The sequence below is a fragment of the Rhodopirellula sp. UH5 genome (assembly GCF_056839225.1).
Map to the genome: position 1 here is coordinate 3061219 of NZ_CM166390.1, position 25363 is coordinate 3086581.

General features: G+C 58.2%; 16 protein-coding genes. 8 read left to right on the plus strand and 8 right to left on the minus strand.

Annotated elements, in window-relative coordinates:
• Positions 1-4: 4 nt before the first annotated feature.
• The 3 genes from UH5x_RS10905 to UH5x_RS10915 all read right to left on the minus strand — a co-directional run bounded on the left by UH5x_RS10905 (position 5) and on the right by UH5x_RS10915 (position 4302).
• Positions 5-1888: a 2-oxoacid:acceptor oxidoreductase subunit alpha gene (locus UH5x_RS10905; protein ID WP_482635674.1), complete on the minus strand. Its 1884-nt coding sequence runs from the start codon at positions 1886-1888 to the stop codon at positions 5-7.
• Positions 1889-2104: 216 nt separating this feature from the next.
• On the minus strand, positions 2105-3613 hold the full coding sequence (locus UH5x_RS10910; RefSeq protein ID WP_482635675.1) for a hypothetical protein: 1509 nt from the start codon (positions 3611-3613) through the stop codon (positions 2105-2107).
• Positions 3614-3702: 89 nt separating this feature from the next.
• Entirely contained in the window at positions 3703-4302 is a 600-nt protein-coding gene (locus tag UH5x_RS10915; RefSeq protein ID WP_482635676.1) for a hypothetical protein, read from the minus strand.
• Positions 4303-4476: 174 nt separating this feature from the next.
• Here UH5x_RS10915 and UH5x_RS10920 point away from each other — a divergent pair, with 174 nt between their 5' ends.
• Both UH5x_RS10920 and UH5x_RS10925 read left to right on the plus strand, forming a co-directional pair.
• A complete protein-coding gene (locus tag UH5x_RS10920) occupies positions 4477-6147 on the plus strand; it encodes an adenylate/guanylate cyclase domain-containing protein (RefSeq protein WP_482635677.1) in 1671 nt (556 codons plus the stop codon).
• Between the two features lie 53 nt (positions 6148-6200).
• A complete protein-coding gene (locus UH5x_RS10925) occupies positions 6201-7259 on the plus strand; it encodes a lysylphosphatidylglycerol synthase transmembrane domain-containing protein (RefSeq protein WP_482635678.1) in 1059 nt (352 codons plus the stop codon).
• Here the strand turns inward: UH5x_RS10925 and UH5x_RS10930 are convergent.
• Complete coding sequence (locus UH5x_RS10930; RefSeq protein WP_047815464.1) at positions 7233-7610, minus strand: diacylglycerol kinase; 378 nt, start codon at positions 7608-7610, stop codon at positions 7233-7235. The genes UH5x_RS10925 and UH5x_RS10930 overlap by 27 nt on opposite strands.
• Positions 7610-10933, minus strand: coding sequence for an LPS-assembly protein LptD (locus tag UH5x_RS10935; protein WP_047815595.1), 3324 nt, complete (start codon positions 10931-10933; stop codon positions 7610-7612). Before UH5x_RS10935 ends, UH5x_RS10930 begins: the two co-directional genes overlap by 1 nt.
• A 348-nt stretch (positions 10934-11281) precedes the next feature.
• On the opposite strand from UH5x_RS10935, the gene UH5x_RS10940 reads away from it, so the two are divergent.
• Positions 11282-12739 (plus strand): sulfatase-like hydrolase/transferase, encoded by a 1458-nt coding sequence (locus UH5x_RS10940; protein ID WP_482635679.1) that lies wholly within the window; start codon positions 11282-11284, stop codon positions 12737-12739.
• A gap of 327 nt (positions 12740-13066) precedes the next feature.
• Here UH5x_RS10940 and UH5x_RS10945 read toward each other — a convergent pair whose 3' ends face one another.
• A complete protein-coding gene (locus tag UH5x_RS10945; protein ID WP_482635680.1) occupies positions 13067-13621 on the minus strand; it encodes a PH domain-containing protein in 555 nt (184 codons plus the stop codon).
• A gap of 473 nt (positions 13622-14094) precedes the next feature.
• Entirely contained in the window at positions 14095-15195 is a 1101-nt protein-coding gene (gene ruvB, locus UH5x_RS10950; RefSeq protein ID WP_173442671.1) for a Holliday junction branch migration DNA helicase RuvB, read from the minus strand.
• A gap of 112 nt (positions 15196-15307) precedes the next feature.
• Between ruvB and UH5x_RS10955 the strand changes: the two genes are divergently transcribed.
• Entirely contained in the window at positions 15308-15952 is a 645-nt protein-coding gene (locus tag UH5x_RS10955; protein WP_236696308.1) for a sigma-70 family RNA polymerase sigma factor, read from the plus strand.
• Positions 15945-16808 carry an SMC-Scp complex subunit ScpB gene (locus UH5x_RS10960; protein ID WP_482635681.1) on the plus strand — a complete coding sequence of 288 codons (864 nt, stop codon included), beginning with the start codon at positions 15945-15947 and terminating at the stop codon, positions 16806-16808. The genes UH5x_RS10955 and UH5x_RS10960 overlap by 8 nt, the downstream gene beginning before the upstream one ends.
• On the opposite strand, the gene rlmN is transcribed toward UH5x_RS10960, so the two are convergent.
• Positions 16755-17882 (minus strand): 23S rRNA (adenine(2503)-C(2))-methyltransferase RlmN, encoded by a 1128-nt coding sequence (rlmN, locus tag UH5x_RS10965; protein ID WP_047814989.1) that lies wholly within the window; start codon positions 17880-17882, stop codon positions 16755-16757. The genes UH5x_RS10960 and rlmN overlap by 54 nt on opposite strands.
• Before the next feature lie 209 nt (positions 17883-18091).
• Here rlmN and UH5x_RS10970 point away from each other — a divergent pair, with 209 nt between their 5' ends.
• The 3 genes from UH5x_RS10970 (at position 18092) to UH5x_RS10980 (ending at position 25348) form a co-directional block, all read left to right on the plus strand.
• The gene (locus UH5x_RS10970; protein ID WP_482635682.1) at positions 18092-21661 is read left to right on the plus strand and encodes a PVC-type heme-binding CxxCH protein; all 3570 of its coding nucleotides are present in this window, start codon (positions 18092-18094) and stop codon (positions 21659-21661) included.
• On the plus strand, positions 21636-23621 hold the full coding sequence (locus tag UH5x_RS10975) for an AI-2E family transporter (protein WP_482635683.1): 1986 nt from the start codon (positions 21636-21638) through the stop codon (positions 23619-23621). Before UH5x_RS10970 ends, UH5x_RS10975 begins: the two co-directional genes overlap by 26 nt.
• A gap of 71 nt (positions 23622-23692) precedes the next feature.
• Positions 23693-25348, plus strand: coding sequence for a hypothetical protein (locus UH5x_RS10980; protein WP_482635684.1), 1656 nt, complete (start codon positions 23693-23695; stop codon positions 25346-25348).
• The last annotated feature ends 15 nt before the right edge of the window (positions 25349-25363 follow it).

A 25363-nucleotide genomic window follows, 5' to 3' on the forward strand; every position in this document is an offset into this window, starting at 1 on the left:
ACGCCTAACCCGCTTTGCTTTGCGAGTGCGTCGATGTGTGTTTGCCGATGGCTTCCACCAATTCGGAAACAGCAAACGGCTTGCCTTGGATCTTGTTGATCCCAATGCAGTCCACGAGAAACTCAGCTCGAAGCAGCATTCGCAACTGCCCGGAGTTCAATTCCGGCACCACAACCGTCTTGAACGATTTCAGCAAGGTGCCGATGTTGCGAGGCAGAGGGTTGATGTAGCGGATGTGAGCGTGGGACACCGAGTGGCCCGCCTCACGGCAACGAGTCACCGCCGTGTGACAAGCACCGTACGTTCCGCCCCACGAGACCACCAAAACGTCGCCCGAGGTTTCGCCGTAAACGTCCTGCTCCGGAATTCGCTCGGCAATCTTCGCAACCTTGGCTGCACGTGTGTCGCACATGTGTTGGTGGTTGGCAGGATCGTAAGAAACGTTGCCCGTGCCGTCTTCCTTTTCCAAGCCACCGACCCGGTGCATCAATTCTGGCGTGCCAGGGATCGCCCACGGACGTGCCAGATTCTCATTGCGAGCGTATGGCAGGAACGGCCCCTCGCCGGTGTGCTTTTCTGGATGAGTGCAAACGATTGTTGGCAACTCATCCATTTCTGGAATTTTCCAGGGCTCACTGCCGTTGGCGATGTAACCATCCGAAAGCAACATCACAGGGACCATGCATTCGGTGGCAATTCGCCAAGCTTCCACGGCCATGGCGAAGCAATCACCAGGCGAACGAGGTGCCAAGACTGGCATCGGTGCCTCGCCGTTCCGTCCAAACATGACCTGCAGCAAATCGCTCTGCTCGGTCTTGGTGGGCAATCCGGTGCTGGGTCCGCCACGCTGAACGTTGATCACGATCATCGGCAATTCCAACATCACGCCCAATCCCATCGCTTCGCCCTTGAGCGCGATGCCGGGACCACTGCTGGCGGTGACCGCCATGGTGCCACCGAAGGCAGCTCCGATGGTTGCCCCAATGGCCGCGATTTCATCTTCGGCTTGGAACGTGCGAACGCCAAAGTTCTTGAACTTGGTCAGCTCGTGCAAAATGTCCGAAGCAGGAGTGATGGGATACGTTCCATAGAACATTTCCTTGTTGCTGATTTTGGAAGCCGCGATCAGCCCCCACGCAAGGGCTTGGTTGCCCATGATGTTGCGGTAGGTGCCCGGCGCGAGTTCCGCCGCTTCGACTTGATAGCTCTCACCGAACTCCTCGGTCGTTTCGCCATAGGCCCAACCGGCCCGCAGTGCCGCCACATTGGCAGCCGCGATGTCAGGCTTCTTGCCGAACTTGGCTTCAATGAAACGCAGGGTCGGGTCGAGCGAACGGCCGAACAACCAATACACCAAACCCATTGCGAAAAAGTTCTTGCAACGGTCCGCGATCTTGGTCGACAGGCCATGCTCGGCAACCGCCGCCCGAGTCAGCTTGGTCATCGCGACCTTCACCACCCGGTAGGACTGCTCGATCACGTCCGCATCGAGAGGATTGCTCTCGACCTTCGCGAGCTTGTATTCCTTTTCGTTGAAACCGTCTTCGTTGGCGATCAGGATCCCGCCTTTGCGAAGGTCCGCGATGTTCGTGACCATGGCCGCTGGGTTCATCACCACCAACGCGTCCAAGGTGTCGCCCGGCGTGAAAATTTCTTCGCTGGCAAATTGAACTTGGAATCCAGACACGCCCGCTCGGGTCCCGCGTGGGGCTCGAATTTCGGCAGGAAAGTCGGGGAAGGTGGCCACGTCATTGCCAGCCAACGCCGAAGTGTTGGTCAGCTGAGTGCCCAGCAGCTGCATCCCATCGCCCGAGTCACCGCACAAGCGAACGGTGATCCCCGAAACGGATTCAATTTTTTTGTTGGTCGTCGGCGTAGAAGTGGTCATGGATGCGAAATCGCCCTTTCGGGACGTTCAAGCGGGTCGACCCAGCCAGCCCGAAGGGCGGTTGAAAGCTCGGTCGAATCGAAAAGAGGGTAATATTCTGCCAGTAAGCGACCGAAAAGGCGATCGAGCCAGCAAAAAGTGTTGGACTTTACGGATTGTATCGATCAATCCGGTTAGGAAACTGACCCGAATTCTAACTTTTTTCCCAATCCAGCGTCATACCCGTTCCATCTCACGAACGTAAACCGCCAAGGAAGTCTCGAACGTGGAAGCGTCGATCTTGTACTTCGGGGCGGCGTCCGTGAATTGATTGCAGTGTTCCACCAACACCCGGTACAGAAAACGGAACAAATGCCGCGGCACTCGCAACGATTCAAAGGCCGACAACATCCGCTCGTAAGACAACGAATCGTCGAACAATTCTTTCGGATCGGGATGTTTCCCCTCCGACGCACACGCCAGCATCCGTGAACGCGTCAGGTCGTACAGCGATTCACCGGTCCACGAGAAAGCGGGGATGACATTCTGCTTGTCCAACCGGGCGCGTTCGTGGAACTCACGCGTTTCACGCTCGGTGTCGCGGTAGAGCTCCTCCGGCAGCATCAGCTTGAACCCCATTCCGGGGTGCTTCAGCAATTTGTTGTCCAGCAGCGGCCACACAAATCGACGCATCAATTCCGGTTTGCCGCCCGTCATGTGGGGCTCGTCGACTCGGTCCATCAGCACAATCACTCCATCAAACCCCAAACGTCCGAGCAGCGACTGGAACTTCCGCAGCAATTCATACCGATCGTCGGTGCGGTCGTAGCGAGGCAGCGGCTGACTCGCGAGTTCCTTCGAGGGGAACTGCATCAGAACCTTGCGAACCGAAGACGTCTCTCGTTTGCCAACCCGCATGTGACGGTGAATGCCCATCGCGGCGAGCTGATTGCGGCACCACCGGATCAGATAGGGCAGCTTGCCAAAGAAACACAGCAGCGGAATGAACCAGAGCAGGTTCCAAGTGCGAACGCCCTCTTCATCGGCAGAGTTCCAAAACAACCAACCGAACACACCCACCACCAGCACGCACCAGCCGATCGCGAACCATAGATCCAGCGACGCGTTCCAGTTCGAATACCCCAGACGCTTCCGCAGTTGCTCAAACCGCCCCGAAAACGTCGACGAAGTCGACTGGTCGTAAGAAGCGGCCAGCAACAACAAATCGCGAGCGTCGTTGCGGTCGAGTTTGGAAAGTTTCGCGGTGTCAATTCGATTGCCGTTGTCAGCTTTGGGGCGATGCGAGTCGCCTTCCAACAACACCTGATCGACCAGTTCGGTCACCCCCAGGCACAGAATTGCGTCCATGTGATCCCACAAACGCCAAGCATCCAGAGCCTTCTCGGGCTTGCGCGACGCACGCCGTCCCAGGCGTTCACAGAAGTGATCCAGGAACGGATTGAAGTCGTCGTAGCGGATGATGTAGACGCGGCCGTCCGGATTCTGGGCGTTGAAGTGCACCAGATGCCGGTCGACCTGCAGCCGCATCGCGGTCTTGCCGCTGCCCTTGGGCCCAAAAATGATCGCCGTCGCCGGTTCAGTTGGGTCCCCGTACACTTTGTCCCAAGCCGGGTGATACGCATTCTGAATGCAGTGCTGCTTGAACACCGGGTCGGTCTGCGCATCCTCCTCCGCGAACGGATTGCGAGCGATGCCGTGATGTTCCAAAAAACTTTGCGTGTTCAAAGGATCAATGTCCGAAAGGAACGACCAAAAGAGCCGGGGGTTTCAAAGGTGCCGCTGCGATCACAGACGGCACGCCGAACAAAACAGTGTCACTCGCCAATCGAAGCGATCATTTTCTTGAACGCATCACGATTGGATTCGATCAGGGAACGGGGGCCGATCATTTTCACGAAGTACTTGCGGCCTTCCGGGTGAACCAAAATGGCCCCCAGCATGCCGTAGTCCTCGCGTTTTACAACGCGTCCGCCCGAGAAGGGACCGCCGCCCATGGTCTCGCTGAAGTTACCCGAAATTTCAATCACGTGGGTTTGCCAATCACCCTGCTTCTTTTCTTCGGTTTCGCCAATCTTCTTGTCCGAACCGCTGAATTGATTCTCCCAGCGATCGATGTTGGCTTTGACGTCGCCACCGGCCGCCATCATGGTCACCCGAGCCGAGGGGGCATCGTCGCCTTCGCCTTCTTGAACCGAGAATTCGTGCTCGATGATCCGGCTGCGAGGCGTCGCTTTCTTGAATGATGCTGGCACCTCCAACGATCCCGCTCCGAAGACGTCGACCGTGGCGGGCTTGGCCGTGGCGGCATCTTGAGCCTGAACACTGCTTGAGGCCGCAACAACGACGAGCAGGAACGCTGGCAGAGCCAAACTGACGACACAACGATTGAGAACACACCGATTCAAAACGGACATGGAGCACCTCGTGGAAGGACGAATGATACGAAATCGATTGGATTCGATCTCAGGCTCTCCACCATAGCAATTCACGCACCCGATTATGAGGGGCTGGCAAAGAAACAGTACACTGCCGACTTCCGCCAGCGACCTCTCCCTGAATCGCCCTTCCAGTCCCGTTTGAAACGCCCGATGTCGCCACCGATCGCCGAACCGCCTCGCCGCTGGACTTGGGCTCAACGTCACGCGATGTTTCTCGTCGGGGTCTCGCCGATCATCGCGAATGTGATCGGCAGCGTCTTCAACATTCTTTACAACCAAACGCAGATCCAGCCGCTGCTGTCGCCAGCACAGATGGACCGCTTTCATGCCTGCTGGCAGGTTTTCAACCTGTTCGTGTACCCGGTCGCGATCGCCTGCTACGTCGTTCCCCTTTGGCAACTCCGGCGCGTCCACCGAGCCCTTCTGGACCATCAACCCGTCGATCCGGCAACCCTCGCCACCGCTCGCCGACGAGTGATCCATTTGCCGTGGTGGTTTCTGCTGGTCGCCGCGATCGGTTGGCTCTCGTGCATTCCCGTGTTCCCGCTGGCCATCGCATCGGCGGGCGAACCGCTGTCCGGATTGGTCGTTTGGCACCTGATCACGTCCTTTGTGATCGCCTCTCTGATCGCGGTCACGCAGAGTTTTTTCGCCGTCGAACTCACCGCGCAGGCCACGTTGTTTCCGGTGTTCTTTCAAGACAGCAATCCAGCCAGTGTTCCGGGAGCCGTTCCGCTGAGCATTCGGGCGCGCGGAATTCTTTGGGCCTTCTCCGCGGTTGTCTGCCCTGTGATCTCGCTGGTGATGTTGTTGATCGTGCCCGATGCAGCCAACTTGTCGCCGATGTTTGGTGTGACCGTGGGCATCGTGGCGATCGCGTTTGGACTGATCACCAGTTGGATGCTCGGGCGATGGGTCACCGCACCGGTGATGCAGTTGCAGCGTGCCGCATCCAACGTCGCGCGCGGTAACCTGGACGTGCGAGTGAAGCTCCTTCGTAGCGACGACTTTGGACACTTGATCGAACGATTCAACCGGATGGTCGACGGATTGCAACACCGTGAAAAGTTGCAGGAGACATTTGGTCGCCACGTCGGCCGCGAAGCCGCGAAACAAATCATGAACCAAAGCGATGGTCTCAACGGCAGTGAGCAAGTCATCTCGGTGATGTTCGTGGACGTGCGCAACTTCACTCGCCAATCATCCCAGCTTTCGCCAACGCAAGTTGTTCACGCACTCAACCTGTTCTTCCAAGAAGCGGTCGAAGTCATCGAATCCCACGGCGGCATGGTCAACAAGTTCTTGGGCGATGGCTTCATGGCGATCTTCGGTGTTGGCGGCAGCGCGGTGGATCACGGCGGCAAAGCAGTCGCGGCGGGCCAGCAATTGGCAACGTCGATGGCGGACAAAACGGCCCTGATGCGAGAAGCCGGCTGGGAAGAATTCGCGATTGGAATCGGTATCAACACGGGGCCGGCGGTGGTCGGCTGCATCGGTTCCCCCAAACGCCAGGAATACACCGCGATTGGTGACACCGTGAACATCGCCTCGCGAGTCGAGTCGCTGACCAAACCGCTGGGCCATTCCCTGCTGATCACGCAGTCCACCCGAGACACCTTGCCAGAATCCTTCCCGGCGGTCCCCTTGCCCGAGCAAATGGTCAAAGGCAAAACCACCGCCCTGGCGGTCTTTGCAGTCCTCGATCACGCCGAACCGCCCAACCGACCCGCCACGTCAGATCCAGTCGACGACAGGTGTGAGTCGACATCACAAACAGCGATCTCCGACCGGGACATGCAGAACACCCCGGGGCATCCCTGAATCGGGACCGCATCGCCTATCCGAAGCGATGACCGCGAATTATTCTTGCCGGCATGCCCGAACACTATCAACGCTACGCGATCACCCTGGTCAAATTCGCGGTTCCAGTTGCCATCATTTGGTTTCTGCTGAGCCGGATTGAACCCGCTCAGTGGGATGACCTGACCGCCCGGTCGATCAACCTCCCTTTGCTGGTTGGTGCGCTCGCCGTTGCCATTTGCGCGCTCTTGGTGTCGTTTGTCCGGTGGTGGGTTCTGGTTCGCTGCCAAGGCATCCCGCTGAGTCTGATGGAAGCCTTGCGGTTGAGTTCGATTTGCTTCCTGCTGAGTTTTGTCTCCGCGGGCAGCGTGGGCGGCGATCTCTTCAAAGCAGTTTTCCTGGCCAGACGTTCGCCAGGTAAACGGATTGCCGCCGTCGCGTCCGTGGTCGTTGACCGAGGTGCGGGACTGTACGGGTTGCTGCTGCTTGTTTCCGGTGGCCTGCTGATCCATCAATCGCAAGACCCGTTCGAATTCAACGGCATCACGATCGACGACATCAAGGTCATCACGATTGTGATGCTCTCGGTGGGCTCCGCTGTCCTGGCGATGCTGGTCTTCGGCGGCAAGTTTGTCGACACGCTGCTGCAACGTGGCGAGAAGCTTCCTGTGGTCGGTTCGCTGATCAAGCACGTCGGACCACCGCTGCGGATGTTCCACCATCATCCCTGGGCATTCGCTTCGTCCCTGTTGATGAGCCTCGTTGTGCAGGGCCTGCTCGTGGTCAGCATGTATCTGATTGCGGTCTCGATGTACGACTTGCCTCCGACTTTGGCCGAACACTTTGTCATCGTTCCCATCGGCATGTTGATGTCCGCCTTGCCGCTCACACCTGCCGGGGTAGGCGTGCTGGAAGTGACCATCGAAACCCTCTATCACATCGTTCCCGCGAAAACGACCGATGCGTCGGGGACGTTGGTCGCCCTGGCGTTTGAGCTGGTCAAAGTCGTGATGGCGATCATCGGCACGATCTTCTACTGGACGGCCGGACGCGAGGTCCAAGAAAGCCTGGAAGAAGCCAACACCAGCGAAGCAGCCAACAGCGAGTCAGGCACCGAACAGCCGACCGCATAGCGGCGGAAACAGCACGATCAATCCGACCGCCACGGCGGCCAGACTCATCACCAACACAGCCCCCGCCGCGACATCGAGTGCCTGCCCGATTCTTGGGTGATGCTGCGGGTGCAAAACGGAGACCAACAACTCGACCGATGAGTTGATCAACTCCGCCGTCAACACACCGCCGATCGCCAGAATCAAAACGGCCCATTCAACTGGACTGACGTCCAACCAGGCTGCCATCGCGATCACCGCGGCAGCAACTGGCAAGTGAACCCAGAAACTGCTTTGCCCACCGCAGGCAAACCAGACCCCAAGCGTCGCACAGCGAAACTTCGAGGCCCAAGACCCTGGTTTCGAAGCCATCACTCCAGCCCTTCGACGCCTGGTGGAGGAATCAACTGACCGCCTAAACGCCCCAACCGACTCGAGGGCAGGAAACGAGGTTCCACCATGAAACCAATGCTCGTGTTGTCCCGCCCGGCGTCGACGTTGGCAGCCAATTGAACCAAGAACGATTCGCCGACACGGGTCAGTCCCAATGTCTGACCCACGTTGCCGGTCTCGCCAAAGTCATACACGTTTCCGGCTGAAACAATCCATTTGTGATTCAAACGGTAGTCCAAACTGGTCCGCAGCACGGTGCTGCTGATCGGCCCTTCCATCGACAGCAATCCAACATACAAATCACCCAGACCTGGCCGACTGGTTCGGAACCCGGCACTGACCGAACGAAGTCCGTTGTCGAAGGAATCAATGTAGCCATCGCTCAGCAAGGTGAACCGATCGCCGATGTTGTACTGCGCGTCATACATCGTCGGGCCCAGCGTCTCACCAAAGTTATCGCGATCTTCTTTGGGGTACAAAATCGTTTCCATCTCGAACCGGAACAGATCGACGATCCGTTCACGCCCTGGCAAGCCGCGTTTGGTTTGAAAGCGATGCTTCATCCCCAATCGCAATTGCTGCAGGTCATCGACAACCGTGTCACTGGAACTGGTCACGTTTCGCTGAGTGCCCTGCCGAAAGGCATAGTTCCTCGGATCAAATTGGGGTGGCAAAGTGCCGGCGAACAACGTCCCTGTGAACACACGCCGAAATTCTTCTTGAGCGTTGTCATCCAGCGAATCGTAGTACGGCAACTCGTCCAAGTCCGTATCACTGTCAGCGTAGAAGTACTCCGCCGACCAATCGATTTTGTGAGCCAACCCGCGAATATTCAGCAGCGAGCTTTGGATCGTCGGATCGACTCGCGACATCGGCAGGTTCAATCGCAGACCGCCGCCGCCCCACAATCGCGTCAGGTCATCGCCATCGGCACCTTCGCCGTAGTACGCCGCTTCGCCGATCGCAAACGGGATCACTTTGACGGGGCCGGCGTCCAGCGGAGCCGAGATTTCCTGTCGTGTTCGGGTCACCACACCTTCTCGGTCCAGTTCGCCAGGCAGCGTGTACGTGCCCGCCGCAATGACGGGGTCTTCCGGGGTGTCAGCAACCTGCAAGTGCTTGTAGCCAATCTCGTTGTGCATCGACCATGTCAGTGAATCACCCAAGATCGATCCGCCGAGAGCGTAGTGCTCGATCGTCGGCAACTCTTCGGTTTCCATGAAGAAGTCGTTGACTTGAAAATTGGCCGCGATGTCCAACATCTGCGAACCAGCGTACTTTCGGAATCGCAATCCAGTCCGCTGATCCGCGTCTTGGTCCCATTCCGATTCGAAGTACTGTTCCAGGAAATTGCGGTCACTCAAGTAGCCGACTTCAGCGATGAATTCCCAATCGCCAGGCAAGTGGTGCCGATGCCGCAAGGTTGCTCGACCGCGATAGGTTTCTTCCGGCTGCAAATCACGACGGCCTTGTCCCAAGACATCCAACCCATCGTCTTTGATCAGGTAACTGTCGTAGGTTCCCGATGCCGGTCCACCGAACCCGAACAAACTGGGCAGGGCATACGTCGTTCGCGTCCCCACGGCTGGGCCGCGTTCGCTCAAGTAATCCGTGAGCAACGTCGTCTCGACACCCGCCGGCGGATTCGTGAACCCGAGCAGCTGAAACAAATCCCATTCCAACAGCACCTGCGAACCGAAGATATCATCGTTCCGAACGTCGGCACCGGTCAGATAAAACGTTGGCTTCCGGAGCGGTGTCGTGAACCTGGGCCAAGCCAGCACGGGCACGCCACCTAAGTACACGAAGTTGCCGCCGCTGGTGACGATCGGTTCGCTGTCTGCAATCGGTTGTCCCGTGATCGGATCGGCCCGCACGATCGGACGCTGCGTCAACTCCAATCGATTGCTTTGCAGCCAATAGCGAGGCACGCCCATGCGACTGCTTGTGAAGGCCGCATCGACGGCGACATAGTTGCCTCGGTTGATTTGCTGCATCACCTCCGCTTTCAACCGCACCGTCCCTTGGTACTCGGGAATCGTGGTGATGGTTTCCGCGTCCAAGACCATGCCAACTTCACGAGTGACGTTGTAGTACATCGACTCGGCATAAATGATTCGGTCGCCTTGCCGGAAAACGATGTCGCCTTCGAGGTACAGCTCCCCTTCGCTGGACTGAAAGTCTTGCGTGCCTTGGAACACATCACTCAATCGCGGCATCCAAGCAACGATCCGATTGGCCGACAACGACACCGTGCCCAAGGGCATGATTTCACCGCTGGGCAAACGAGCCGATACGTCTCGCACCAAAACAGTGACACCGCCTCGTGCGATGACAACCGATTCGGTCGTGCCGGGACGATTGATGTACTGAAGTTCCGCGGGAGTGTTTGAGCCTCGAGAGAAAACCTCGATCGCTCGCGTTCCGCCACCGACAATGAATGGCACGCCACCCGTGGTCCCACCGTCCGGCGTCGCAATCGCGGGCGGAGGGGTCTCCATGACAGGTGGTTGAAAACTCTGAATGGGAGCTGGCAGGGTGGAAACCGCTGGCGGATCGAGCACCAACCCACCAGACGGCAAATTGGGCTCGCCCATCACGGGTTCGAGATACTGAACCGGCTGGACGGGTTGGGAAGATTCCGTCCCAGACGCGCCGGGCAGGCTTTGCGACGCCTGCTGGACGGGCGTTTTGCTCGCCTGCGTCGTTGCCTCCGGACGAATCCCCATCTTCGTCCACCAATCCGCTGGAATCTCGGCTCGGCCGCGGTACTGATCCGCGCGGACAATGGGAACCGACGTCAGGCTGACGGTCTGAACAATGGGTTGTTCCGTCGTCTGTCCTGGCCCCAGTTTCACCCGGTCCATCAACAACTTCGCCGTCAGATTTTTTTGTTTTCCAGACAAAGCCACCAAGATCGCAGCCGCTTCGTATCGCTTGCCTTCAAATTGCAATTCAACATGGCCACGCAACAACGTGTACTCCCGCGAGCCATCTTGCCAGCGGTGCACGGCATCGCCGGACAACTGCAAGGTCTGTGAAACATCGGTGACTTCGTAAACCGAACGCTCCGTGATTTCTTGCGCAAGAACCGGCGAAAGACTCGCCAGCACGCAAATTGCGGCACCCATCCAGGTGGCGATCGTTGTCCGGGTCGGCCCGCAAAGCGCAGCAATCAACCTCGCCAGCGGTGAGTGTGTTTCACGCGAAGGACGAGGCAAGGTGTCGAAAGGTTGGAACCGATCAGCCAAGCGGGTATCAGCTCGAACGGGAAATACGGATGGAATGACTGCACAGACCAACGCGAAATGAATCGCGCGATCCTGCCGCGACCCTACGAAAGCCAATTGACCACCCACAAGCCAAATTCTGCTGGAATCAGCCAGCCGCCTGGACAACCTCGCCTCCGGCACGCCACGCCGAGAAAACCCCGCCCCCAAGCAGCTCGTCAGGAACGATCGCGTGTGGGAACCGGGCGAACGCCCAACGGCTCCACATTTCCCCCAGACTCCTGCTTGGGCGACGACAGTTCCCCATTCCAAGGCACGCCCAAATGCCCCGAGGCCGTTTCGTCTAAAATGCATTCCCGCCTTCCTGGGACCACGCACTTTGCCGTGTCCCAGCCTTCCTCCTCAATCTCTCCATTCGCAATGCCAAGCACTTCGCCTGCTCCGCCCGCATCTCCGCTGCACCTGCATCACCCACTGATTCCGGCCTGCCTGTTTCTATTCCTGTCGGTTGCAGCCTTCGGCTGTTCCACCGACCAAGCCCATGCCCAATCGCCTCGTCCCAACGTCGTGATGTTGCTGGCCGATGACCTCGGGTACCGCGATGTGGGCTGTTACGGCGGTCCCGTTCAAACACCCACGATCGATCAATTGGCTGCGGGCGGAACGCGTTTTGAACAGTTCTATTCGGGCTGCGCGGTTTGCTCTCCATCGCGTGCCACACTGATCACCGGTCGCCACCACATTCGCGCCGGAGTCTACAGCTGGATCCATGATGAATCCCAGAACTCCCACCTTCGTCTGCGAGAAATCACCCTCGCCGAGGTCCTGCGGGATGCCGGCTACGCGACCGCTCACGTTGGCAAATGGCACCTGGGCCTGCCCACCGAAGATCGAGACAAACCCACCCCCGATCAACATGGATTCGATCATTGGTTCGCGACTTGGAACAACGCCCTACCCAGCCACCGCAACCCGGACAACTTCATTCGCAATGGAGAACCGGTCGGTCCACTGGAAGGCTACTCCTGCCAACTGGTTGCGGATGAAGCGATCGGCTGGATGGATCGCCACCGCGAATCGGGACCCGAGCAACCGTTTTTCCTGAACGTTTGGTTCCACGAGCCCCATGCCCCGATCGCGGCTCCTGATGAGGTCACACAGAAATACGGGAAGGTGAACGACAAAGCCGCGGTCTACTCCGGAACGATCGACAACACCGATCAAGCCATCCAGCGACTGCTTGCGAAGTTGGATGCCATGGGCGTTCGCGAAAACACGCTGATCATCTACGCCTCCGACAACGGCAGCTACCGAGCCGATCGCGTCGGCAATCTTCGCGGTCAAAAAGGTGTCAACTGGGACGGCGGAATTCGCGTGCCGGGCATCTTCCAGTGGCCCGGACACATTCCCGCCGGAGTTGTCCTGGATCAGCCCGCTGGTTTGGTCGATGTGCTGCCCACGATTTGTGGGCTGCTGAATTTGGCCCCACCAAAAGTCCATCTCGACGGCAGTGACCTCTCCCCACTGCTGACCGGAAACCCCGATTCATTCCAGCGTCATCAACCTCTGTTCTGGCACCTCCAGCGATCCAACCCCATCGTCGCGATGCGAGACGGCGACTACTCGCTCGTCGGCTTTCGTGACTATGAACTGTCGAACAACAACATGTTCGTCGAGAACTGGATCCCGACGATCAAAACCGGCACCTATCACAACTTCGAGCTATACAACTTGAAAGACGATCCAGGCCAAAACAAGAACCTGGCCCAGGAACAACCCGAGCGAGTGGAAGCGATGAAGCAGCAAATGCTTCAGATCAACGCCAGCATCATGAAGGACGGGATGGACTGGCACCTCGGCCCCGACAAACAGAACTAAGCAGGTACGCAGGTGTCATCGGGTATGTGAGCCGTTGGCGTTAGCCACGGTTTTCACGCGCAACCGGGGCGAACGCCCAAACGGCTCACATGGTTGTGCCCGATCATTCCAGCCGACCTGCTTAGCAGGGTGTCACGACTTATCTTTAGGCACGACTCATCTTTCGGGTAGTGGACGAGGCCACGAGTCCTGAACTGGCGTCAAATCCAAGGACTCGTGGCCTCGTCCACTACGATCAACCCTAACTTTTAGCTGTGACAGACCACTAAGCAGCTCGTCCAAAACTTGTCGCTCGGTGGCCCCCACCGAGCGACAGGATCCTGTCGTTTACAGCGACGTTGATCGAGCTTCGATCCGTTTCAAAATGTCACGGATCTCGGTCAGCGTTGCTTGGACGTTCGTATCCACTATCCCATCCAGTTCCGCTGCCGCGGTCAAACGAGCGGGCTCGCCGCCGGTCACCATGTCGCGTTGCTTCAACACCGCATCGCGAAAAGACCGGCCATTTCGGATGCCGGTCAGTCGGACCAACGAACCTGGTCCCGATTGACCAGCCGTCTCGACGCTGACGGCTTCCAAATCGAGCGACCGCATGATCGGCCCTTGGACCAACCCCAAGTCGGTGATCCGATCCAGCGGCACCGTCTTCTCTTGCCGGACCAGAACACCACGGCTGACTTTCAGCGTTCGCTCGGTCAGCGTGCAGCGGTGACTCTTCAGGTACAACCCCGAAATGTACCAAGCCAGCGGAGCGATCAACGGCAACAGCGGGATCAGGAAGATTGTCAAAAACGTGGTCAGAACCGCACTGATCAACCAATACACTCTGACTTTGGGATTGAATTCCGCTTCCCAAAGGACGGTTTCGTCGGTGTCATTCATCGTTGTGATCAGCCAATTTCAGGAGGCGAGTGTCATACCCAACGCTCTTCGGACACGAACGCCCGATCTTGGCAACGCATCGTCGATTCCGCGTGAGAAACCCCAGGTTGCTTGAAGGGTTTCCGCAACCGACGCCTCCCCTGAAACAAAGGAGGCCGTGCAGTATTTGAAATGCTGTGCCAGTAACGCCTTGAGAACCCCGCCCGCGCAGAGGTCGCGCAGTTTTGAAGTGCCGTGCTCGCAAGGTTGAATTCACCCTCCTGAACGCAGTTGGGGAGGGTCGGAATGCGAGCGTTCAGCGAGAATTCCGGGGAGGGCTGTCCGCGCCGTTTCCCATGCTCGGCCCTCACCCTCGCGTACGCCTGAACGGCGTCGCTTGACCTCTCTCCGATCTCCCAAACTTCGTTTCGGGAGAGGTTCTCCAATGCAGAAACCCGCCCAAACGCAGCACCAGAAAACGGCTCGGCTTCCATTCAAGGGAGAGGACGATCCGGCATTTCGCGTTTCATGTGTTCAAATGCTTTGGGCGTCGCCAACCGTCCACGCCGAGTCCGCACCAACAGTTCGCTTCGCAACAAGAACGGTTCGACTTCGTCTTCGAGCGTGTCCGAGCTGACGTTCATCGTGTGGGCGATCGCGTCCAAACCCGCTGGCCCGCCCAGGAAAACTCGCATCAGCGTGTCCAAGTAGTTGCGATCTTGTTTGTCGAGCCCCAGATGATCGATGCCGATCATGTCCAACGCCGCTTCGCAGATTCTCGCTTCCACGTTGCCATTCGCTTTGCTTTGAGCGTAGTCCCGCACCCAGAGCAAGCGGTTGTTCGCCAACCGAGGTGTGCTGCGACTTCGATCCGCGATGACTCCCGCCGAGATGGGGTCGACCTCGATGTTCAGCTTCTTCGAATTGCGCTGAACAATCTCCGCCAACTCGTTTCGCGTGTACCAGCCAAGGTGCTCACGGATTTGGAACCGATCTCGCAGGGGAGCGGTCAACATCCCGGCTCGGGTGGTCGCCCCGATCAACGTGAACGGTTCCAAACTCAGGTTCAAGGTTCGCGCGTTGACCCCTTCGCCGAGCACAATGTCGATTCGAAAATCTTCCATCGCGGTGTACAGGTACTCTTCGATCGCTCGAGGAACGCGGTGAATTTCATCGATGAACAGCACCGAACCTCGCGAAACGTTCGTCAGGTACGGCAGCAAATCTCGCGGGGCTTTCAACCCGGCCCCGTTGGCCATTTGGACCGTCGTGTTCATTTCGGAGGGGATCACGGTCGCAAACGTGGTCTTCCCCAGCCCCGGCGGCCCATCGAACAGAATGTGTCCCAGCGGTTCGCCACGCACCTGAGCCGCATCGATGGCGATTCGCAATCGTTCGATCACGTCCTGCTGCCCCACCATCTCGGCCATGCGTTGCGGGCGGAGGGTGACATCCGGATCAGGACCTCGATCGGGCTCCTCCCCGCCATCAGCGATGCTGTTGGTTGGCGGTGGCCCATCCTCAGGCGGATCCCCGCCAGGGTCAGGATTCGATTGTTGGTAAATTGCTTCGCGAGCCATCAGGCGATCAATCAAACGGTTTCAGGCAATGAAATGTGTCCGGGACGTCTCCAATCCGCCCGGAAAGTTCTGCTACTGTAACGGTCCGCTGGCAACCCGCGAAGCGACAAACCCAATCGAACCAACGATGACGTCCCCCGATCCATCCGATCTCGACCCGCCTGAGCCCCACGATTCACGGGCTTCGGACCACGCTGCCGCCGATCCGGCTTTCTCCGCCGAATCATCGAATCGGGCCGAGGAGATCGCCCAGTACGAGCCGTATTTGCGGATGTTGGCTCGAATGCAAATGCGAGCCAACTACAAAGCCAAATTGGGCGCATCTGACATCGTCCAGCAAACCATGTTGCAAGCGGTCGCCGCCGTCGATCAATATCGCGGCACCACGGAAGCCGAGTGGCGGGCCTGGTTGCGGAAGATTTTGGTGCGGCAAATGTGCCACCTGGATCGCGACCTGCACCGCGACAAACGAGACATCCGCCGCGAACAGTCGATGGAACAACGGGTCGCTCAATCCTCCATGCGGCTGGAAGGTTTGCTGGCCGGCGATGTTGGCACCCCCAGCCAGCACGCGATGGTGGGCGAATCGCTGCTGACGTTGGCCGATGCGATCGAATCGTTGCCCGAAGCTCAGCGAGACGCGATCTCGCTGCATTACCTGGAAGGATTGAAACTGTCCGATGTCGCCGAACGCATGGACAAAACCGCTGGATCAGTCGCGGGACTGCTGCACCGAGGCATGAAACAATTGCGACAGAACTTCCATGAATGAGCCATCCGATTCCCCGAAAGACGAGATCCCGGAAGACGGGCTTCCTGAAAACGCAGAAGCACTCGACAACGAGTTCGATGACGACGAGGAAGGTTTTTCGCTCGAACAACTCGGGGCCGCCTACGCCCGTGTCGCGGCCATGTCAGAAAGCGGTGACGACGCGCCCGCGGACCTGGATCCGGCCGAACTGCTGCGTGCCGAACCAGACCCCGCCCCCAGGGACGAAGAATCGGGAAACGAATTTGTCGAAGAGGATCCGGACAGCGACGAAGCACTCGCCGTCGCGGCTCAAAGTTCCGCCGATTCCGACGCCACGGCGGATCACGCCGCCACCCCGGAAGCCATCGTGGAAGCCGCCCTGTTTGTCGGGCACCCAGAAAACCTGCCGCTGACGCCTCCCCGTCTGGCCTCGATCATGCGAGGTTTTTCGCCCGAGGAAGTCGTCGAAATCATCGAGAAGCTGAATGCCTCGTACCGCACCGAACGCCAGGGCACCCGGATCGTCGAACAAGACGGCGGGTACCGCATGGTGGTGGCTCCCGAAGTGGAATCGGTCCGCGCCGCATTCACCGGCAAAGTTCGCGAAACGCGGCTGAATCAAGCTGCCGTCGAGGTGCTTTCCCTGGTCGCCTATCAACCCGGTATCACCTCCGCACGCGTCACCGATTTGAGAGGACGCGACAGCGGCTCGTTGCTGAATCAAATGGTGCGTCGCCGGCTCGTCGAAGTCAAACGGGAACCGGGCGAGGGCACCGACAAACTGGTTTCGCGATTCTATCCCGGCGAGCGATTGCTCGTTCTTTTAGGACTCGAGTCCATCGATGACTTGCCGCACGTCGAGGAAGCCAACATGTGAGTCGCCCTCCGCCGCCGCTCGCCGAGCCTGCATCGCTCGTTGACGGTTTTCTTGGCGGATCAATTGCCCACAGGCGGCTTCGATGTCATGGCCCAAACTGTACCGCACCGTGGTCTTCAAACCGGACGCCTTCAAGAGGTCGGCGAACGATTCGATCGTCGGTCGCGGCGACGCTTGCAGGTGGGGCGACGCCTCAATCGTGTTGTATGGAATCAGATTCACGTGCACCCGCAGATCGCCAATCCAATCGATCAATCGCTTCGCGTCCTCAGCGGAATCGTTCACGCCGCGAAGCATCAAGTATTCGATCATGAACTCACGATCTTGAATCGTTTGAATCTCCTGGATCGTGTCGTGCAATTGCGTCAGCGAAGCCTTCTTGCCCAGCGGAATGATGGTCTCACGGGTCGCTTGATCGGCGGAATGCAGGCTGAGAGCAAGATTCAATCGCGGAAATGCGTTGGCCAACCGCAGCATCGCCGCGGGCACGCCGACCGTGGATACCAACACCGTCGACGGCGAACGGGCAAAATGGTCCGGTGCGGTCAGCAACTGGATCGCTTCGGTCACGTTGGCTTCGTTGTGCAGAGGTTCCCCCATCCCCATGAACACAATGTTGCTCAGCCGCCTGTTTTCGGCTCGCAGAATCTGCCCCGCCTGAACGACTTGGTCCAAGATTTCCTCCGTGGCCAAGTTCTTGGCGATCCCCATTTTGCCGGTCGCGCAGAAGTCACAGGCAGCGGCACATCCGATTTGACTGGACACGCACAAGGTCGTTCGCCCCGATGCGATTCGAAGGATCACGCTTTCGATCAGCAATCCCGAATCGGTTTCGAACAACAGTTTGGTCGCCCCGTCGATCTCGGAATCCATCCGCTGAAAAAGTTTCAGGGCGTGCAACTGGACCGCGTCGGAGGCCGGAAATCGTTCCCTGACAACGTCGTCAGGCTCAAACTTTTTCAGCAGCCCGTTTCGAAGCTGCCGAATCAACTGCGGGTCCAAGCGACGATCGCGACGCAATGTTTCCATCTCGTCCATTCGAAACAGTCGGTGGGTGGCAGCGGCGGCAGACATTCAGCAAAGGTGGGGTTCGTTGGGAGACGGGGTGGGTGGTGGGTCGTTCCGCCAGGACGCGTGGATTAAAGTGGCGGTCAATTGAGGGACGCAGAGTGGAAGGACGCTGATTGGCGGTATCCAAGCAGAAACCTGTTAGGTTGTGAGCGTTCAAAACGAAGCATAGAAAAGGCCCTCCCGATTTTCTGTCAAGAATTGAAATCCAAAGAATGAATCTGCGTCGCCCCCCTCTTTTGTTTTGTTTCGCGGTTTGGATCGGCTGCTTCGCCACGGCGGCGCACGCACAACGGAATCTAACCGATATCCCGGAACCCGACCCGGTCGCCGAAGCGGCGGCGATGAAATTGGACTCCGGCGCGGCCGTCAATCTTTTTGCCGCGGATCCGGCGATTCGCAAACCAATTCAAATGAACTTCGACTGCACAGGTGCCCTGTGGGTCGCCAGCAGCAAGTCGTACCCGCAAGTCAAACCAGGTGAAATCCCCAACGACCAGATTGTCGTGCTGCGAGATTTGGACCACGACGGCGTCGCCGAATCCAGCACCGTTTTCGCGGACGGGTTGCTGATCCCCACCGGAGTGATTCCGGACGGACCGCACGCTGCCTACGTCGCCGCCAGCACCGAACTGCTGTACTTCGAAGACACCGACCACGACGGCGTCGCCGACAAACGTCGGATCGTGCTCAGTGGATTTGGAACGGAAGACACGCACCACTTGGTTCACACCCTTCGCTGGGGCCCGGATGGATGCCTGTACTTCAATCAATCCATCTATATCCACTCGCACATCGACACTCCCGATGGAACCAAACGCTTGGACGGTGGTGGCATTTGGCGTTACCGCCCCAGCACCGGACAACTCGACGTTTTCTGCAAAGGGTTCATCAATCCGTGGGGCCACATCGTGGATACGAATGGCGAATCCTTCGTCTCCGACGGCGCAGCCTTTGACGGCATCACCCACGCCTTCCCCGACGCGGTCTTCAAGACATCGCCCGGTGCGACCCGATGGTTGCTGGGATTGAACCCTGGCAGTCCGAAGTATTGCGGATTGGAAATCCTCTCGGGATCACACATTCCGCCCGAATGGAAAGGCGACCTGATCACCAACGACTTCCGAAGCCACCGTGTGTGCCGGTTCAGCATCCGTCCCAACGGAGCGGACTACATCAGCCGCCAACAACCGGAACCGCTGACGACGGAGCACGTTGCCTTTCGCCCGATCGATGCTCGGATGGCTCCCGACGGCACCCTGATGATCGCCGACTGGTACAACCCGATCATCCAACACGGCGAAGTCGACTTCCGTGACCCACGTCGCGACACCGAACACGGCCGCATTTGGCGACTGTCGTTTCCCAATCGACCGCTCGACCCTTGGCCCGATTTCCTGGCCTCCTCCACGCCGGAACTGCTGGGATACCTCGAAGACGAATCCCTGACCGTCCGACAATTCGCTCGGCAAACGCTCTGGGATCACCTGGAAGATCCGGGCTTCTTTGATCAAGTCGACAACTGGGTCCAAAGCCAGGAAGATGGTTTGGCCCACCGACAACTCGAGTCTCAGTGGCTTCGCGAAGCCGCGTTCCAACCGATCGCGACCGAAGCCGCCATCGCTCAACTCAATGCCTGGAAAGCCGACCCCAGTTCGGTCCCGGACAACGCTCGCGCCTGGCTGCGAAGCCAGTTCCGATCAGCCGATCAAACCAGGGTGACGGATCCCGCAAATGCAACCAAAGCAATGACCGATGCAGCCAGCTTGGTCGAAGCGGCAATCGACATCGCCGATCCCGCGTTGACGCTGGAAGTCGTCGTGCAATGTGGACAACTCGACAGCGAAGAATCCGCCGTCTGGTTGCATCAAATCCTCGCCAGAACGCTGGCTTCCGATCAACCGTTGTCCTCGCAAGCGTCGCTTGATTTCGCGCTCTGGCAATCGATTCGCGAAACGGCGGAGCATTGGCAGCGAGGGAACGAGACGCTGCAACAGATTTGGGAAGATTCCCCACAAACCCTTGCCTGGTCCGTCGGAGCCGTCGGCAGCGCCGATGCCGCGAAACTGTTGATCGATCGTGTCGCGTGGGATCAATCGTCTCCCGATGCCGCGGATGACCAATGGTTGAAAGCAATCGGCGAAGTGGCAACCGCGGAGCAACTGGGGAGTGTCCTGAGCCGTTTGCTCGGCGGTGATCCCTCGCAAGTCCAACACCGAATCAGCGTTTTGTTGGAGTCAACCTCGAAACGTAAAAACGTGGCCCCCACCAACGCCGATGCCAGCGTGAAGCAGTGGCTGAGCAAACAAACCACCAAGGACCTGAAGCCGTCGACGCTGCGTTGGATTTCGCAATCCACCCAGCAGTGGAAGTTGAAGTCCACCGAGGCAACCTTGCTGTCCGCCATCCAAACGCGATCGGATGCCTCCGCCGCTGATCGTCAGGTGTGGATCAAAGCTCTGGCATCGCTACCGACGCCGCAAGCGAACCAACAATTGATGAGCATTGCGAAATCAGGATCGGTTGCCGATCGAGTCGCAGCCATCGATGGCTTGGTCGCCTCACGTCCAGGTGCCGCGATTCCTTTGGTGCTCAGTGCACTTTCAGAACCGGAAACGTCGGAAGCAGCTCATGGCTGGTTGGTCAGCGCTCTTTCACGACCTGATTTGGTGAAACGCTACACCGAGAAGATGAACGAGACCGAACTGGTTTCCGACACCGCTCGCACGTTGCTTCGCGCCATCCGTTCGGCTGGCGGAAATGCAGGACTGGAACAAGCGATCCGAAAGGCGGGCAAACTCGCCGACGCGACTTGGAAACTGACGCCGGAACTCAAATCTCGGCTGCTGAAACGGGTCCAAGAATCCGGCTCGGCGACTCGTGGTGAGTTGGTTTATCGCCGCCAAGAATTGCAGTGCATCTCTTGCCATGCCATCGGAACAGCGGGAGGACTGGTCGGTCCCAACTTGGTTTCGCTGGGCGGCAGTTCCCAACCGGACTACGTCCTGGAGTCACTGCTCGATCCGAGTGCGCGACTGAAAGAAGGCTATTCCACTCGCAAGATTTTGACCGAAGACGGAGAGGTCATCAGCGGAATCGCGATTGGACAAACCGACGACGCGACCCGTTTGCGATTGGCCGATGGAACCGAACGTGAAATCGAAACCGATGCGATCTTGGATGACGCCCCTGGCAAATCACTGATGCCGGAAGGGTTGCTCGACAATCTGACCGAAGCCGAATTGGTCGACTTGACGACGTTCTTGGTCGCACTGGGGCGAGATCCAAAGTTCACGGTTTCGACGCAGAACATCGTGCGAAGCTTTGAAACGCTGAACTACACCGCGGCCGCAAACGGACGACTGAATCGAACCAGTGTCGACACCGCCGCCCAGGACGATCCCGCGATGACTTGGCGAGACCTGACCTCGATGGTCGATGGAACCGTTCGCTTGGAAGAACTGGATCGATTCAAACAACATCGCCAATCACCGTTCATCAGCTTCCTACGTTTTGACATCGAAGTCACGCCTTCGGATTCCAACACCGAGACCGCAACCATTGCGTTGAAGTTGATTGAATCCACCCCATCCGCGGACGACGAAAAATCGTGGGACGGCTTCGAGGCGTGGGTGGATGGCAAACCGACACCAACCTGGCAATTGAAGAATCTCCCCTTGTCGCGAGGTCGCCACCGGATCACGTTGTCGATCAATCGTGACGAAATGATGTCGGCGTTCGGAATCGTTCTCGAAGGCGATGCGATCGCAGCGTCTCAAAATTGAAAGGGAGTTTGTGGGACGACGCAAAAAGAACCAGCAACGAACCAGTGGCTCCGCTCCGCGTGAAGATTCCCATTCCCGCGATGCGGACTCCGCGTCTCCTGGTTCGACGCCGTCCGACTCAGGGTTTCCTGACTCGTCATCTGCATCCGAAACAGCTGCCCAAACCGCCGGTGACGAACCACTGAGCGCGGTGGTCAGTGATCCTGAATCGGAGCCCCAGGACACAGAGGTCCCACCAGGCAATCGCAAACAGATCCTCTTCCCTCAACTGCCATCGCTCTCACGGATCATGTCCGTGGTCATGTTGGTGATTGGGATTTTGGCGGTTGGCGTCCTGTTCTACCGCTTGATGGTTGGGTTCTTTGTCCCGCTGTTTCTGGCAGCGTTGCTGGTCGTCATCTTCCGTCCCATCCATCTGTGGATCTTTGAGAAAGTCGGGCGACGCCGACGGCTCGCGGCGGGTTCGACCACCGCGTTGATTTTGTTGATCGTGTTGCTGCCCATGGGCATTTTGGTGTCGGTGGCCACCACTCAGTTCACGATCCTGCTCAGCAAAATGAATCTGAGCAACATGTCGGTCGCGATGGACCGTGTCCGTTCACAAGTCGGCCTGTCGTTGCCCCACCCAGAACACTTTCGTGAACTGGACCGCATCATCGGGGACATCACCGTGCCCCAAGCCGACAATCCACAAGCGGTGCAGGACAAAATCAACGAACTGAATCAAGCCGCGGCGATCGTCACGTACTTGCAATCGGAAGTTCCCGACGCGGGCGTTGCCGAGGCGGCCGCTGAAATCGCGGTCAACAACTTGAGCCAGTTCTCGGACCTACTCGAACAGTCGATCCAGTCCCAAACGATCGGATCGGAGTGGGGTGTTTCCGCCGACGACACTCCTCTCCCCAAGCCCCCGGCGCCAGCCACCTCTTCACTTGGACAGCTCGATTCAGAAACGCCTCCTCCGGCGGCGTTGGATCCTCCCAGTCTTCCCGAATCAGATGCCGACGAGGATTCACCGCAGGGATCCGCGGCGGAGACCCCCGCGGAATCAAGCGACGTCGATTCTTTGGGCTCCCAAACTCAGCGTGATGATTCATCCACCGACACTCGACCTCAACTGCTGGTCCAACTGAACAACAACGAACGCTTCGAGCAGCCCGCAGTGATCGCGGCTGCCTCCGTTCGAAGCTGGATGAATCTGTTGTTGGGCGGATCCCTTCGCAGCCAACTCTGTTTGATCGCCAATCCCGACGAAGGCGATTTTGCTGCCTTGATCCGGATGGCGCGTGAATCCTTGCAGCCTCGGTTCGTCCGCTTGACCAGCGCGACGGGAAGCATTGTCGCGCAAGTCATCTTTGGGTTGGTGATTTTGGTCGTGTCGGTTTACTTCTTTTTAATCGACGGTCCTGTGATGATCCGCACGCTGATGCGGCTTTCGCCGATGGACGACAACTACGAACATCAACTGTTGATGGAATTTGACCGAACCAGTCGGGCGGTGGTGCTGGCAAGCGTCGCCAGTGCATTGGTTCAAGGCATCCTGGCAACCATTGGATTCTGGCTCTGTGATTTTGATCAGATTGTCTTGCTGTTGTTCCTGACCAGTGTGATGGCATTGGTGCCATTCTTGGGTGCCGCCTCCGTGTGGGTGCCCTGCGCCCTGTGGCTCGGCCTGGTCGATCAGCGTTGGATCGCCGCCTCGTTTCTGGCGTTCTACGGAGCCACCGTTGTCTCTTCGATCGACAACGTGATCAAGGTTTACGTGCTGCACGGCCGCAGCCAACTTCACCCGCTGTTCGCACTTCTCAGCGTGATCGGTGGCGTTTCCGTGTTCGGTCCGATCGGGATCCTGGTTGGCCCCATGGTCGTGGTCTTCCTGCAAACCTTGCTTGAAATCCTCAATCATGAGTTAACGACCAGCCACCCAGAAGAGGAAATTGCCCCACAAGCGGCGGGCTGAAATCGCTGCCAAGCGTGGTTACAATACGACCCATCTCGTATCAAACAGTTCCCGCCGGATTGGTCTCGCTCATGTTGGTCACCTCTTGTCCTCGCTGCCACGAATCGGTCCGGATTCCTGATCGTTTGCTATCGGGTCAGGTGGCAACGTCCGCACAAATCCAATGCCCGTGGTGCTTGTCGACGCTGGACCAACAGGAAATCGAGTCGGCAATGCCGCCCGCTTTGATCGTGGTGGGTGATGATTTGAACACTGCCTCCGAACCTCTCTTGGATTTGGAAACAATCGAATCTGACGATGAGGAACCCGCTGAGTTAGCCGGCTTCACCTCAGCAGACACCGTCCCTGAACTGGACGACACAGAACTGGACAGCGTGGGGGTCGCCGCAGAACCACTCAGCACGGATGACTTTGCGGCGGACGAAGTGGCTGACTTAGAGACACTGGACACGGATTCCTTCGAGCCTGCCCAGGACGAACCGGAATTCAGTTCGCAGGAATCGCCCGCGGCGGATGAGAACATGGATGAATTCATCATCCCAGATGACAACGCAACACCGGAACTCGGAGTGGCGACAGATGCCGCTCCAATGGCGATCTACACCAGCGACAAATCTCGTCGCAAAAAGAAATCCCTGATCAAGACCGTTGGATCGCCCATCCTCGGTGCATTGCTGGCGTTGCCCATCGGTGGTGGATTGTTGTGGTACCTCGATGCCCTTCCCAACCTTGGATTTTATCCGCTGGACGGAACCTACAGTTCGTCCAATCCAGTCCGTCGCTCGGCATCCGTCCCATCCGCTCCTGGTGGATACGTCCCGCCAATCATGGACGAGTCACCGGAGGGTCGCTCGTTGGGCGAGGACCTCGACAACGGCGGTGGCGAAGAGACCACGCTTCCCTCTCCCGTCGAATTGGATACCTCTGAAACGGACATGGTTCCGGCCACCGACCCCGCCTCCGAAGCCTTGGCCGAGTTGAATGACGCGGTGAACAACGCCGTTTTAGACACAGATGATTTCGCAATGCCGTCCGACGACGCTCCCGTCACCGAGGTGGCCAAACCAGCGGTCGACTCAAACGGCACGGCGATGGAACTTCCAGACACCGCTCGGGAAGATCGCACGCCAGAAGAACCCGCCGAGGAAGAACCTTTGACGGGCTTTCCCGGCTTGCCGCCTGCCGTGATGAAAGCCGCGTCAGAGGAGCTGGATCTGCCGAGCGAATTGGATCCTGCCGATGACATCCCCGACAATGGTGAGTCCCAGCTCGCGGAGTCGGTCAAAGAAGTCGGGAAGGTTCTCATTCGCCTCGAAGGCATGGACACCCAAGACCCCAAGTACGGCCAAGCGGTCGCCTTCGCCTATGGCATGCTTTCGAGGTTGTCCACAGAAACCTCGGCGGATCAGTTTGACCAACTGCAACCCTTGGTTGATCGCATCAAATCCAACGCCGATCTGTTTCGTTCCTTTGCCAAGCAAGTCCCAGCCTGGGTCGACACACCCAAAGCGGAACGGCAAACCGACGGGGCATTCATCCTCGGCAAATTTGTCGCTGCGGAAGAAACCGACGGCTATCAAGTTCGGTTGATGGGCGGAAAGGCTTACCCAGTCACATTCGCGGACGACGTTGAGGCACAAACGATCACCGCGGTTGCCTTTGGAAACATCGACGTTTCCAACGAGCCCGCATCGTTTGAAATCAACTGGATCCAACCAGCTCAGTGATGCTGACCACGATCT